This window comes from Sneathiella sp. (assembly GCF_036844445.1).
Taxonomy (GTDB): Bacteria; Pseudomonadota; Alphaproteobacteria; order Sneathiellales; family Sneathiellaceae; genus Sneathiella.
Map to the genome: position 1 here is coordinate 390,722 of NZ_DAIUFV010000002.1, position 13,261 is coordinate 403,982.

Annotated in this window: 11 protein-coding genes; 7 read left to right on the forward strand and 4 right to left on the reverse strand. The window is 59.9% G+C overall.

Annotation, left to right across the window (positions count from 1 at the left end):
* Nucleotides 1–33: 33 nt before the first annotated feature.
* The 3 genes from V7Z56_RS05315 to V7Z56_RS05325 all read right to left on the reverse strand — a co-directional run bounded on the left by V7Z56_RS05315 (nt 34) and on the right by V7Z56_RS05325 (nt 2,324).
* On the reverse strand, nt 34–612 hold the full coding sequence (locus tag V7Z56_RS05315) for a queuosine precursor transporter (RefSeq protein ID WP_334128325.1): 579 nt from the start codon (nt 610–612) through the stop codon (nt 34–36).
* A gap of 86 nt (nt 613–698) precedes the next feature.
* A complete protein-coding gene (locus tag V7Z56_RS05320) occupies nt 699–1,559 on the reverse strand; it encodes a prephenate dehydratase (protein ID WP_334128326.1) in 861 nt (286 codons plus the stop codon).
* An 18-nt stretch (nt 1,560–1,577) separates the two neighbouring features.
* Nucleotides 1,578–2,324: a 3-deoxy-manno-octulosonate cytidylyltransferase gene (locus tag V7Z56_RS05325; protein ID WP_334128327.1), complete on the reverse strand. Its 747-nt coding sequence runs from the start codon at nt 2,322–2,324 to the stop codon at nt 1,578–1,580.
* Nucleotides 2,325–2,469: 145 nt separating this feature from the next.
* Here V7Z56_RS05325 and V7Z56_RS05330 point away from each other — a divergent pair, with 145 nt between their 5' ends.
* From V7Z56_RS05330 to V7Z56_RS05360, 7 genes are all read left to right on the forward strand, one after another.
* A complete protein-coding gene (locus tag V7Z56_RS05330) occupies nt 2,470–3,120 on the forward strand; it encodes a c-type cytochrome (protein ID WP_334128328.1) in 651 nt (216 codons plus the stop codon).
* Nucleotides 3,121–3,315: 195 nt separating this feature from the next.
* Nucleotides 3,316–5,169 carry an extracellular solute-binding protein gene (locus V7Z56_RS05335; protein WP_334128329.1) on the forward strand — a complete coding sequence of 618 codons (1,854 nt, stop codon included), beginning with the start codon at nt 3,316–3,318 and terminating at the stop codon, nt 5,167–5,169.
* Between the two features lie 27 nt (nt 5,170–5,196).
* Nucleotides 5,197–7,047, forward strand: a complete 1,851-nt coding sequence (locus V7Z56_RS05340; protein ID WP_334128330.1) for an extracellular solute-binding protein — start codon at nt 5,197–5,199, stop codon at nt 7,045–7,047.
* 29 nt (nt 7,048–7,076) lie between these two features.
* Complete coding sequence (locus tag V7Z56_RS05345) at nt 7,077–8,180, forward strand: microcin C ABC transporter permease YejB (RefSeq protein WP_443023749.1); 1,104 nt, start codon at nt 7,077–7,079, stop codon at nt 8,178–8,180.
* Between the two features lies 1 nt (nt 8,181).
* Nucleotides 8,182–9,207, forward strand: coding sequence for an ABC transporter permease (locus V7Z56_RS05350; protein WP_334128331.1), 1,026 nt, complete (start codon nt 8,182–8,184; stop codon nt 9,205–9,207).
* On the forward strand, nt 9,207–10,829 hold the full coding sequence (locus V7Z56_RS05355; protein ID WP_334128332.1) for an ABC transporter ATP-binding protein: 1,623 nt from the start codon (nt 9,207–9,209) through the stop codon (nt 10,827–10,829). The genes V7Z56_RS05350 and V7Z56_RS05355 overlap by 1 nt, the downstream gene beginning before the upstream one ends.
* A 26-nt stretch (nt 10,830–10,855) precedes the next feature.
* Nucleotides 10,856–11,785 (forward strand): 2-hydroxyacid dehydrogenase, encoded by a 930-nt coding sequence (locus tag V7Z56_RS05360; RefSeq protein WP_334128333.1) that lies wholly within the window; start codon nt 10,856–10,858, stop codon nt 11,783–11,785.
* 15 nt (nt 11,786–11,800) lie between these two features.
* Here V7Z56_RS05360 and V7Z56_RS05365 read toward each other — a convergent pair whose 3' ends face one another.
* Nucleotides 11,801–13,177, reverse strand: a complete 1,377-nt coding sequence (locus V7Z56_RS05365) for a leucyl aminopeptidase family protein (protein ID WP_443023759.1) — start codon at nt 13,175–13,177, stop codon at nt 11,801–11,803.
* Nucleotides 13,178–13,261 lie beyond the last annotated feature (84 nt).

The following is a 13,261-nucleotide window of genomic DNA, read 5'->3' on the forward strand; positions in this document are numbered from 1 at the left end:
CCTCCCCCGGCCGTGCCGTCGCGGACGTTACGACTAACGGGTCAGCGGCGCAAGCGTCAGCGGATCTGTTATGCGGATAAGACCCCGGAAAGGCAGAATCAGGACCACCACCATCACCAGCTTCGTCGCATAGTCCCCGAGCGCCCAGGTGTGCCACGGCAGCCCGGTGCCGGCAAAGGCGAGCGAGAAGAAGATGATCGTATCAACGAGCGAGGCAACGACGGAAGAGATGACGGGCGCCTTCCACCAGCTCAGGCGGCGAAGGCGATCAAAGATCGTCACATCGAGAAGCTGCGCAAACAGGAATGCCGAGCCCGAGGCGAGCGCAATGCGGGGATTGGCAATCAGCAGCGATATGACGACGGCGGCAACAAAGCCGACCACGACCACATGGCGGGCAATGCGCACACCGAGGGTCCGGTTGGTGATGTCGGTCACCAGAAAGGCAACAGGATAGGACAATGCGCCCCATGTGAGCCAGTCATTGATCGGCATCTCGACGAGGATGTTCGACGCCGTGACGACGACCGCCATGGCGCTGATCGCGATCAGCAGAAATAGCTTCTGCGCGCGACCGAGAGCCGTGATGATCTCAATCTGGTTCTTCAGCATTGCTGTTCCTTACCTGTTCCCGGCGCGCAGCGCGCTCGGGAAATGCGAGCGCTTATATTCAATCCCGCAACGTTGATCAAGCCTTATCAGCTGCTGTACTGCCGCCGATAGGGGTTCATCGGATAGACGCCAAGGATCTTCAGCTTCGCGGAGAAGAACTGCAATTCCTCGATGGCGCGGGCAACGCGGGCTTCCTCGGGGTGCCCCTCGATATCGATATAAAACTGCGCCGCTTCGAAGCTTGCGTCAGTGATATAGCTTTCAAGCTTCGTGACGTTAACGCCGTTCGTTGCAAATCCGCCGAGCGCCTTGTAGAGCGCCGCCGGCTGGCTGCGCACCTGAAAGACGAAGCTTGTCATGCAGCGGCCTTCTTTCGGATCCGGCGTCCTGCGGTGCCGCGACATGATAACGAAGCGCGTCGTGTTGCCGATGCGATCCTCGACCCGGTCGCGCAGCACCTGCAGGCCATAGATCTCGCCGGCGAGGCTGGAGGCGATCGACGCCTGCGTCTTGTCGCCAAGCTCGGCAATCATCTTCGCCGATCCCGCCGTGTCCGCGTGGACCATCGGCACCAGGTTGAAATCATGAATGAGCCCGCGGCACTGCGAGAGCGCCTGTTCGTGGCTGTGCACAATCTTCACATCGCCAAGCGTCGCGCCCGGCACGCCGAGGAGCTGATGCTGGACGGGCTGGAAATGTTCGCCGATGATGTAAAGTCCGGATTCGGGAAGCAGATGGTGAATGTCCGCGACGCGCCCGCCGAGCGAATTCTCGATCGGGATCATTGCAAGCGCCGCATGCCCGTCGCGCACCATCGCCAGCGTGCCCGAAAATGTGTCGCACGGGGTCGCATCCATTTCCGGATATACCGTCATGCAGGACAGATGGCCATAGGCACCGGGGACCCCCTGAAAGGCAATACGATTGTCAGGATCAGTCTCGGACATTTTCAACTTCTCAAATTATCAGGAAACAAACATGCGGCGGATGCGCGCCAGATCTTCCGGAGTATCAACGCCAAGCGGCACCGTGTCAACGACAGCCGCATCAATTCTCATGCCGGCTTCGAGCGCGCGGAGCTGCTCCAGCCGCTCCCGCTGTTCGAGCGGTGCGGGCGGCAGCGACACGAATTTGGCGAGCGACGCGCGGCGATAGGCGTAGAGGCCGATATGGTGATAATGCGGCCCCGCGCCGCCCGGACTTTTCAGGCGGCTGAACCAGAGCGCGCGGCCGATTGTTGCGCCTTCGCCGAGCGAGACGACCGCCTTCACGGCATTTTCATCGTCAAGTTCCGCCGGATCGGTAATCACGGCGACGAGCGTTGAAATATCAACTGCGACATTTTGTAGCGGGCGAAAAATGGCGCCAACGGCCGCGGGATCGAGCGCCGGCAGATCGCCCTGGAGATTCACGATGGCATCGAAACTCCCGTCCGGATCAAACCGCTCGGCCGCTTCGAATACCCGGTCGGAGCCCGACGGGTGATCGGGGCGGGTCAGGATCGCCGTTCCGCCGGCGGCGCTCACCACGTCGGCAATTTCCTTTTCAGCACAAGCGACTATGACGGGACCGATGGCGGCCTCCTCGGCGCGGCGCAGGACCTGGACAATCATCGGCAGGCCGCCGATCTCGGCCAGCGGCTTGCCCGGCAGTCTGGTCGAGGCCATGCGGGCCGGAATGACGATCAGCGGTTTTTGCGGTGCAGATCCCATGATTTTGATCCAAAAGACGAATTTTCCGATGAAATGAGTATATACGTCTTGCGCCCGGCAGGACAAAGCAGTTAATTTCCGCTCGCAATTTTTTATTGCCGCTGGTAAGAGGTACCGCTAAGGATATAAAAAGCTGAGGGCAGCAATGAATAGTTTCGAAATAAACAAAATTATCGGTGCCGTTCTGGCGGGCGTTCTGATTATGCTGGTTATAAACGAGGTCGCCAAGCTGGCGGTGAGCCCGACCTATCCAGAATCTCCCGCTTATGCGATTGACACGAGCGCCTTTACTTCGACCGACGTTGCCGGCGGTGAGGAAGTGGATGCGGGCCCGTCTCTCGCAGCCCTGCTGGCCTCCGCCGACGCTGACCGCGGCGCGAACGCGTTCAAGAAATGCAGCACCTGCCATACGGCCGAAGAGGGCGGCGCCAACAAGACCGGCCCCAACCTTTATGGCATTCTGGATCGTGCCAAGGGCGCGGTTGACGGCTTCAGCTACTCGAGCGCGCTGCTGGAAAAGGGCGGTGAGTGGACGTATGAAAATCTCGATCACTTCATCGCCAAGCCGAGTGACTATATCAAGGGCACCAAGATGGCCTTCGCCGGTATCCGCAAGGCGGAAGAGCGGGCTGACCTGATTGTCTATCTCCGCACCCTCGGCAAGAGCGATGTCCCGCTGCCGACGGTCGAGGAAGAAACGCCGGCCGAAGCAACGGAAGGCGCAGAGACGCCGGCTGAAGGGGAACAGGAACCGGCTGCATCCAGCGAAGAACAGCCGACGAGCCAGTCCGACTGATGCATCGAGCGCGGAGTTCGCTCCGCGCGCCGCACCCCAGCTCAACAGACACACCGGATGGCACCCCGTCCGGTGTTTTTGTTCGCCCCGCCGCGCGAACTGCCCTCCACTTCACGGCTTTTTTTCTTGATGTCCCCCGGCAAACCGCCCATCTTGAAACACATATTCCGACAAGTGTATCGAGTGAGGATATTTATGGGTTTTCTGAAATCAGCCGCGTCGGCACTTCTGCTATTCAGCCTCACGTTTTCCGCTGCCAATGCCGCTGACGGGATCAAAACCATCAAAAGCCATGGATTGTCGCTGGCCGGCCCGCTGAAATACGGCCCTGATTTCTCGCATCTTGACTATGTGAACCCCGATGCGCCGAAAGGCGGCACCCTGCGTCTCTCGGCAGAAGGCGGCTTCGATAACCTCAATCCCTTTATTGCCCGCGGGCAGTCCGCCAACGGGCTCGGCCTTACCTTTGAAACGCTTCTCAGCCAGTCCTATGACGATCCAAGCGCTGAATACGGGCTCGTTGCCGAAAGCGTCGAGGTGGCGGAAGATCTCTCCTTCGCCATCTTCAATCTCCGCCCCGAAGCGCGTTTTCACGATGGCACGCCCATAACGCCGGAAGACCTGATTTTCAGCTTTGAGGCGGTCAAGGAGAAGGGAACGCCGCTTTTCCGCTACTATTATGCGGATGTGCAGTCGGCCGAAAAAATCGGTGATCACCGGATTAAATTCGTCTTCTCCGGCCCGCCCAATCGCGAATTGCCGCAGATCGTCGGCCAGCTTCTACCGGTGCTGTCGAAGGCGCATTTCGAGACACGCAATTTCGACGAGACCACGCTGTCGCCGATACTCAGCTCGGGCCCCTACCGCGTCAAACAGTTTGAAGCCAACCGCTACATCGAATTTGAGCGTGTGCCGGATTACTGGGGAGCGGATATCCCCATCAATAAAGGGCGCTATAATTTCGACACCATCCGCTATGATTTCTATCGCGACTCTGCGGTCCGGCTCGAGGCGTTCGCCGCCGGTGAATATGACTATCGCGCGGAAAACAGCGCCAAGAACTGGGCAACCGGCTATGACTTCCCCGCAGTCCGCGAAGGGCTTGTCATCCGCGAGGAGATCGACAATGAGCGCTCCGCCGGAATGCAGGGTTACGCCTTCAATCTCCGGCGGGAGAAATTTCAGGATCCCGCCGTGCGCGAAGCGCTCGGATATGCGTTCGACTTCGAATGGCTGAACAGGAACATCATGTTCGAGCAGTACAGCCGGACCAGCAGCTATTTTGAAAATTCGGTCATGGCGGCGGAAGGCGAGCCATCGGACGCCGAACTTGCGATACTGGAGCCCTATCGCGACCAGTTACCGCCGCGCGTCTTCGGACCGGCCTACAAAGCCCCGGTAAGCGACGGCTCGGGGCAGGATCGCGCCGCGCTTCGCACCGCGATGAAGATCCTTGAAGACGCGGGCTGGAAAGTGATTGACGGAAAACTCACCGATCCGAAAACGGGCCAGCCGCTCACGATCGAATTCCTGATGTATGATCCGAACGGACTGCGCATCACAGGGCCGTTCATCCGCAACCTGAAGAAACTCGGCATCGATGCCTCAACCCGCGTCGTCGACACCTCGCAATATACGGAACGCCTGCGCAATTACGATTTCGATATCACGACGGCGGTTTTCCCGCAGTCCATCAGTCCCGGGAACGAGCAGCGGGAGTTCTGGGGCAGCGCCGCCGGCAAGCGGCCCGGCAGCCGCAACGTCATGGGGATCGACAGCCCGGTCGTTGACGCGCTGATCGAAAATCTAATCGCGGCGCCGACCTATGAGGAACTCATTCCGGCCGTTCGCGCGCTCGACCGTGTGCTGACATGGAATTTCTATGTCATTCCGCAGTTCCATGCCGCCTATGACCGAATTGCCTATTGGAACAAGTTCGGGCATACCGATATCAATCCGTCGCAGGGGCCGGACATCATGAGCTGGTGGGTTGATCCGGAGAAGGAAGCAAATCTGCGCGCAGGACTGCAACGGCTGAAAGAAAAATAGTCGTCGGACGCCCGACAGAGAGGTGAGATGATAAAGGCCCTGCCCGCGCTTGTTGCGACATTTCTGCTCGTTACCATCGCCGCCTATGCCGAACCGCAGCCGAGCCACGGGTTTTCCGCCTTTGGCGAACTGAAATATGGCGCCGATTTTACGCATTTCGATTATGTCAATCCGCAGGCGCCGAAGGGTGGCACGATCAAGCTGCGCGATCTCGACAGCTTCGATACCGTCAATCCCTTTCTGCTGAAGGGCAATGCCGGCCTGCTCAACGGCGATCGCGGCGGCGATCTTTATTTCAACTTCACCTCGCTCATGACCCCGTCCTTCGATGAACCGGATGCCGTCTACGGCCTGCTCGCGAGAAGCGTGACCGTCGATCCGGACGGGCGATGGGCGGAGTTTCGCCTCCGCCCCGAAGCACGCTTTCATGACGAGAGTCCGATCACCGCTGAGGACGTTGCCTTCACCTTCAACCTGCTGAAGGAAGAGGGACATCCGCGCTATGCCCTCAACTTCCGCGACATCGTCGCCGCAAATGTCCTCGCGCCGGACCGTATCCGCTTCGAGTTTCGCGACGGCGCCCTGACCCGCGACCTGCCCGGAGTGGTCGGTACGATGCCTGTGCTGTCCAAAGCATCCTTCACAACCCGGCCCTTCAATGTGACGAGCATGACCCCGTTGCTCGGCTCCGGCCCGTACCGGCTCGCGCGGGTAGATCCCGGCCGCACCCTTGTTTACGAGCGCGTTCGAAACCACTGGGCGAAGGACCTTCCGGTCTCCCGGGGGCGGTTCAATTTCGATACCATCCAGGTCGACTACTACCGCGACCGCACGATTGCGCTCGAGGCGTTTTTCGCCGGCGAGTATGATTTTCGCGAGGAGTTCACCTCCCGCTCCTGGGCCACGGAATATGACGATAAGCCGGCGGTCAAAAACGGCTTCATCAAGCGCGATATTCTTCCCGATGCCAGCCTGACCGGAATGCAGGCGTTTTTCCTCAACACCCGCCGCGCGCCATTCGACAACATCAAGGCGCGTGAGGCGTTCGGGCTGCTTTTTGATTTCGAATGGACCAACCAGAATCTCTTTCATGGCCTTTATAAGCGCCTTGGCTCGGTGTTTGAGAACTCCGACCTGAAGGCGACGGGGCTTCCGGGCGCGGAGGAGCTTGCGCTTCTCGAACCTTATCGGGACATCCTGCCGGCGGCACTGTTCACGGAGGAGTTCACGCCCCCGAAGACGGACGGATCGGGCAATATGCGCAGCCAGATCCAAAAGGCGCTGGCGCTTTTTCGCGAGGCAGGCTGGACAATCTCCGGCAATCGCCTGGTTAACAATGAGGGCCAGCAGATGAGTGTCGAGTTCCTGCTCTATGAGCAAACTATGGCGCGCGTCATCAACCCCTACATCGCCAATCTGAAGCGCGCCGGCATCAATGCATCGATCCGCGTCATCGATGTCGCGAGCTGGCAGAACCGGGTGCGGGAGTTTGATTTCGACATTGTTATCCGCCGCGTCTCGCAGCCCGAGCTGCCGGGCGTCGAACAGCGCAACTGGTGGGGCTCCGCGGCGGCGGACGTCATCGGCGGCCTCAACATCGCCGGGGTCAAAAACCCCGTTGTTGATGCGCTGATCGAGAAAATTATCGAGGCCAAAACGCGCAGTGAGCACAGGTCCGCCGCGCGTGCGCTCGATCGCGTGCTGATGTGGAATTATTATTTTATTCCGCAATGGTACAAAAGCTCCCACTTCATTGCCTATTGGAATAAATTCGGCCGGCCGGATGCAGAGAAGCCGGGTTTTGACCGTGCGGTTCTGCAAAGCTGGTGGTATGATCCGGAGAAAGCCGAGGACCTTGCGAGACGGCAAGGAAAGTAGTTCGCATCTCGGACAGGGGGAAGTCGCCGTTGTTTGCCTATATATTGAGACGCATCCTGCTCATGGTACCGACTTTGTTCGGCATCATGGTTCTCAATTTTGTGGTTATCCAGTTCGCTCCGGGCGGGCCGATTGAGCAAATAATCGCGGAAATTCAAGGCACTGCAGTCAGCGCCACGGCCCGCATCGGCGGCAGCGGCGGCGGCGATACGGCAAGCGGCGCCGCGTCTTCATCCTTTGGTACGGAGAGCGCCTATCGCGGCGCGCAGGGGCTGGATCCCGAGTTCATCAAGCAGCTCGAGATCCAGTTCGGTTTCGACAAACCGGCGCATGAACGCTTCTTCCTGATGATGAAAAATTACCTGATGTTCGATTTCGGCAGCAGCTATTTCCGCGACGAGACGGTCGTCAATCTGGTGATCGAAAAGCTGCCGGTCTCCATTTCCATCGGGCTCTGGACGACGCTGCTGATCTATCTCATCTCCATCCCGCTCGGCATCGCCAAGGCGGTGCGCGACGGATCGAAATTCGATATCTGGACCAGCAGCCTCGTGATCGTCGGCAACGCCATCCCGAGCTTTCTCTTCGCCGTCGCGCTGATCGTGCTGTTCGCGGGGGGCTCCTATTTCAACTGGTTCCCGCTCCGCGGTCTCACGTCTGATAACTGGGAGGAGCTCAGCCTGATCGGCAAGATCCTCGATTATTTCTGGCATCTCGCCCTGCCGATCACGGCGCTTGTCATCGGCGGGTTCGCGGCGCTGACGCAGCTTACCAAGAACTCCTTCCTCGACCAGATCAGCCAGCAATATGTTTTGACCGCGCGCGCCAAAGGATTGAGCGAGCGGCGCGTCCTTTACGGGCATGTGTTCCGGAACGCCATGCTGATCGTTATCGCGGGCTTCCCGAGCGCCTTTATCGGCATCCTTTTCACCGGATCCTTGCTGATCGAGGTGATCTTCAGCCTCGACGGCCTTGGCCTGCTCGGTTTTGAAGCGGCGATCAACCGCGACTATCCGGTGATTTTTGCGACCGTCTATGTGTTCGCCCTGCTCGGGCTGATCATGAACCTGATCGGCGATCTCACCTACACGCTGGTCGATCCAAGGATCGACTTCGAAGCGCGGGAGGTGTAGCATGGCACTCTCTCCCATCAACCGGCGCAGATTGCAGAATTTCAAGGCCAACCGGCGCGGTTACTGGTCGATGATCCTGTTTGTGATCCTGTTCCTTCTCTCGCTTTGCGCCGAGCTCATCGCCAATGACAAGCCGCTTGTCGTCTCCTATGAGGACAAGCTCTATTTCCCGTTCGTTATCTCCTATCCCGAGACGACCTTTGGCGGCATCTTCGAGACGGAGACGGATTACCGCGACCCCTATGTTGTCGAGCTCATAAACGAGAAGGGCTGGCAGATCTGGCCGCTGATCCGCTACAGCTATAACACCATCAACTACAATCTGACATCGCCCGCCCCCTCACCGCCGGATGCGGAGAACTGGCTCGGCACCGACGATCAGGGGCGCGATGTACTCGCGCGCGTTATTTACGGCTATCGCATCTCGGTCGCGTTCGGCGTCATCCTGACCGTCATCAGCTCCATCATCGGCGTTGCGGCGGGCGCGGTGCAGGGATATTTCGGCGGCTGGGTCGATCTAATTTTCCAGCGCTTTCTGGAAATCTGGGGCGGGATGCCGAGCCTTTACATCCTGATCATCCTCGCCGCGCTGATCGAGCCGAGCTTCCTCATCCTGCTGTTTCTGCTGCTGCTCTTCAGCTGGCCGAGCCTTGTCGGCGTCGTGCGGGCGGAATTCCTACGCTCGCGCAATTTCGATTATGTGCGGGCGGCGCGGGCGCTTGGCGTGCGGGACAGCGTGATCATGTTCAAGCATCTCCTTCCGAACTCCATGGTCTCGGCGCTGACCTTCCTGCCCTTTATCCTGACGGGCTCGATCGTCAGCCTGACGTCGCTTGACTTTCTCGGCCTCGGCCTGCCGCCGGGCTCCCCCTCGCTTGGCGAGCTACTGGCGCAGGGCAAGGCCAACCTGCAGGCGCCGTGGCTCGGTATCACCGCCTTTCTCACCCTCTCCATCATGCTGACGCTTGCGTTCTTCATGCAGGAAGGCATTCGCGACGCCTTTGATCCAAGAAAGACGTTTCAGTAATGGCGCTTGTCACTGTTGAAAATCTCTGGGTGACCTTTCGCTCGAACGGCAAGGAGCTTCCCGCCGTCAAAGGCGTCTCGTTCGAGATCGAGAAGGGAGAGACGCTCGCGCTCGTCGGGGAGAGCGGCTCGGGCAAGTCCGTCACCGCCCTCAGCATCCTGCAGCTGCTGCCCTATCCGATGGCGAAGCACCCCGAAGGCTCGATCCGCATCAATGGCGTCGAGGTCATCGGCCGCTCGCAGAAAGAGATGCAGAAATTCCGCGGTAACAATGTCTCGATGATCTTTCAGGAGCCGATGACGTCCCTCAACCCGCTCCATACCATTGAGAAGCAGATCAACGAGACGCTCCGCATCCACAAGGGCATGAGTCAGAAGAAAGCGGCCGCGCGGGTGCGCGAGCTTCTGGAGCTGGTCGGGCTCGATAACATCGACGAGCGGCTGAACGCCTATCCGCACCAGCTTTCCGGCGGCCAGCGCCAGCGGGTGATGATCGCGATGGCGCTTGCGAACGAACCGGACCTTCTGATCGCCGATGAGCCGACGACCGCTCTCGACGTCACCATCCAGGCGCAGATCCTTGAGCTTTTGCAGGATCTGCAGCGGCGCCTCGGCATGGCGATCCTGCTGATCACCCATGATCTCGGCATCGTGCGCAAGATGGCGAAGAAAGTCTGCGTGATGACCGACGGCGAGATCGTCGAGGCCAACACGACCGAGGAGATATTCTTCCGACCGCGCCATCCCTACACGCGGATGCTGCTGGAGGCGGAGCCGAAGGGGCTGCCGCTTCGCAAGAACCACAGCGTTCCCGACCTTATGGTCTGCAAAAACCTGAAAGTGCATTTCCCGATCCGCAAGGGGCTGCTCCGCCGCACCGTCGATCATGTGCGGGCGGTCGATGACATCACACTGCACATAAAGCAGGGGCACACCGTCGGCATCGTCGGCGAGAGCGGATCGGGCAAATCGACCCTCGGCCTTGCGCTGCTCCGCCTCATCTCCTCAGAAGGCGAGATCTACTTCAACGGCCAGCCGATCCACACTTCAGGCTGGTCGGAGCTGCGCCCGCTCCGCAAGGAGATACAGATCGTCTTTCAGGATCCCTATTCGAGCCTCAGCCCGCGTCTTTCCGTCGGGCAGATCATCGAGGAGGGGCTGATCGTCCATGAGGGACGCGGCAACCGCATGGCGCGGCGCGACCGCATCTCCGATGTGCTGCAGGAGGTTGGCATCCCGCCCGAGGCGCAGGACCGTTACCCTCATGAATTTTCGGGCGGCCAGCGCCAGCGCATCGCCATCGCCCGCGCCCTTGTCCTGCAGCCGAAGTTTATCGTGCTGGATGAGCCGACGTCGGCGCTTGATATGTCGGTGCAGGCGCAGATCGTCAATCTGCTGCGTGATCTGCAGAACCGGCACAATCTCACCTATCTCTTTATCAGCCACGACCTCAAGGTCGTGCGCGCCCTCGCCGACAGCGTCATCGTTATGCGCAACGGGAAAATCGTCGAGCAGGGGCCGGCGGCGGAAATCTTTGACAATCCGGCGACAGACTATACAAAAGCTCTGATGAAGGCGGCGTTCGATCTGGAGGCGGCCGAACCCGGCGCGGTGAATAACTAGGCTAAAGGCGAGAGATAAAAAATAATATGGCCCTGCTGTTTAAAAGCAATATCGACCGCGCCGACTGGTGGCGGCGGGAACTTAATAAATATATCCCCGATCTCGAGGTGCGCATCTGGCCGGACATTGGCAATCCCGACGAGATCGAATTCGCGCTTTGCTGGAAGATGCCGCATGGGGAGCTTGCGAAGCTTAAAAATCTGCGCGCGGTCTATTCGCTCGGCGCCGGTGTCGATCACCTGCTTGCCGATCCGGATTTCCCGCGTCACCTGCCCTTCTCGCGCGTGATCGATCCGAACCTCACGGGCCGGATGACCGAATATGTCGTGCAGCATGTGCTCAATCACCACCGCTTCTGCCAAACCTATGATGCGCAGCAGCGGGACGGTGTCTGGAAGGAGCATTTCGCCCCCTTCGCCAGCGAGCGCAAAGTCGGCATCCTCGGGATGGGCGCGCTTGGCAGTGGATCGGCGAGAGCGCTGCATCTCCTCGGGTTTGACGTTGCCGGCTGGAGCAAGTCGCGAAAGAATATAGAAGGTGTCGAAAGCTTCTTCGGCGACGATCAACGGGACGCCTTCCTTGCCCGCACCGAAATTCTTGTCTGCCTGCTGCCGCTCACCCCGGAGACCGAGAATATCCTGAACCGCGACCTCTTCGCGAAACTGCCAAAGGGCGCCGCCATCATCAATGCCGGTCGCGGTCCGCATCTTGTGGATGAGGATCTGATCGAGGCTCTCGACAGCGGGCATCTCTCGGGCGCGACGCTCGATGTATTCCGTATCGAGCCGCTGCCGGCGGACCATCCCTTCTGGCGACACCCGAAAATCCGCATCACGCCGCATGTCGCGAGCATCTCCGACCCCGCGAGCGTCGCGAAGCTGGTCGCGGAGAATATCATCCGCACGAAAAACGGCGAGCCGTTGCTTAACGCCGTCGATCCCGAAAAGGGCTACTGAGCCGGCTCCTACCGCTCAGCGCCCGTAGCGGTCCCGGATCAGCGCGAACAGGGCGCGCAGCGCAAACGCCTCTCCCCCCACCGGGCGGCCGGGCCGGGCGCGATTGTTGTAGGCCATGATGTCGAAATGGACCCAGCTTTTCGCGTTCTCGACAAATTCCTTCAGGAACAGCCCCGCCGTGATCGCCCCTGCGAAACCGCCCGACCCCGAATTGTTGATATCGGCGAATTTGCTGTCCAGCATATGCCGGTAGTCCGACCAGAGCGGCAGGCGCCACACGGGGTCCTTCTCACGCTCGGCGTGAGCGGCAATCTCGGCGTAAAGGGCGTCATCATCGGTGAAGGTCGCGGCAATCTCCGTGCCGACCGCGACCCGCGCGGCGCCTGTCAGCGTCGCCATATCGATCAGCAGCTCCGGCGCCTCCTCATCGGCGGCGGCGAGCGCATCGGCAAGGATGAGACGCCCTTCCGCATCCGTATTGCCGATCTCCACCGTTTTGCCCTTGCGGCTCTGGAGGATGTCGCCAGGCCGATAGGCATTGCCGGAGATGGAGTTCTCAACTGCCGGAATAAGGACGCGGAGACGGACCGGCAAACCCGCATCCATGATCATATAGGCAAGGCCGAGGACCGTCGCCGCGCCGCCCATGTCCTTCTTCATCATCAGCATGCCCGATGACGGCTTGATATCGAGGCCGCCCGTATCAAAACAGACGCCCTTGCCGACGAGCGTCACCTTGGGCGCGGATTTGTCGCCCCAGGTGATGTCGATCAGACGCGGCGCATCGGCGGCGGCGCGCCCCACCGCATGCACCATCGGGAAGTGGTAGGTCAGGAGATCATCGCCGACAATATTTGTCTGCTCCGCTTCAAACTCACCCGCCACCTGCGAGGCCGCCGCCTCAAGGGCGGTCGGGCCGAGATCGCCCGCGGGGAGATTGATGAGATCGCGCACCATCATCACCGCCTTCACCGTACGGGCGACCATGGCGGCATCCGCGCCGAAAGGCAGCATAAGCGTGGCGAATTTTTTCTCGTTTTTCCGGAAGCGATCGAACATGTAGGTCGCAAGCGACCAGCCAATCGCGAGATCGGTTGCTTCTTTCGGCGAAAGATCGGCGCGGAGTGTGTAAAACCCGCCGGGCAGGCGCGCCGGCAATTCGGCGAGGCTCCAGATGTTCCAGTCCCCATCCTTGATGAAGAGAACCAGCCCGATGCCGCCCGTCGGGTCCGGCAGCAACAGGCTCTTCCCGCCCGATGCATCAAATTCCTGCGCCAAAATCCAGTTTCTTACCATCTCCGGCTGGCCCTCCAGCCAGCCCGAATAGGCTTTCTTTTCAATGACTATAAGGGGGATCGGCGGAACGTCAACTTCGGTCGCGATGAATGGGATCACGGTGCACTCCTTGGCTTTTGCCCGACCATAGCAAAGGCCCGAAACGCCGACAACCGCAATTGACGGGGACGGCGGCGGTCT

Excerpts from the sequence above, each read along its gene's own strand:
- V7Z56_RS05315 (WP_334128325.1), bottom strand. The coding sequence starts at position 612 with ATGCTGAAGAACCAGATTGAGATCATCACGGCTCTCGGTCGCGCGCAG.
- V7Z56_RS05320 (WP_334128326.1), bottom strand. The coding sequence starts at position 1,559 with ATGTCCGAGACTGATCCTGACAATCGTATTGCCTTTCAGGGGGTCCCC.
- V7Z56_RS05325 (WP_334128327.1), bottom strand. The coding sequence starts at position 2,324 with ATGGGATCTGCACCGCAAAAACCGCTGATCGTCATTCCGGCCCGCATG.
- V7Z56_RS05330 (WP_334128328.1), top strand. The coding sequence starts at position 2,470 with ATGAATAGTTTCGAAATAAACAAAATTATCGGTGCCGTTCTGGCGGGC.
- V7Z56_RS05335 (WP_334128329.1), top strand. The coding sequence starts at position 3,316 with ATGGGTTTTCTGAAATCAGCCGCGTCGGCACTTCTGCTATTCAGCCTC.
- V7Z56_RS05340 (WP_334128330.1), top strand. The coding sequence starts at position 5,197 with ATGATAAAGGCCCTGCCCGCGCTTGTTGCGACATTTCTGCTCGTTACC.
- V7Z56_RS05350 (WP_334128331.1), top strand. The coding sequence starts at position 8,182 with ATGGCACTCTCTCCCATCAACCGGCGCAGATTGCAGAATTTCAAGGCC.
- V7Z56_RS05355 (WP_334128332.1), top strand. The coding sequence starts at position 9,207 with ATGGCGCTTGTCACTGTTGAAAATCTCTGGGTGACCTTTCGCTCGAAC.
- V7Z56_RS05360 (WP_334128333.1), top strand. The coding sequence starts at position 10,856 with ATGGCCCTGCTGTTTAAAAGCAATATCGACCGCGCCGACTGGTGGCGG.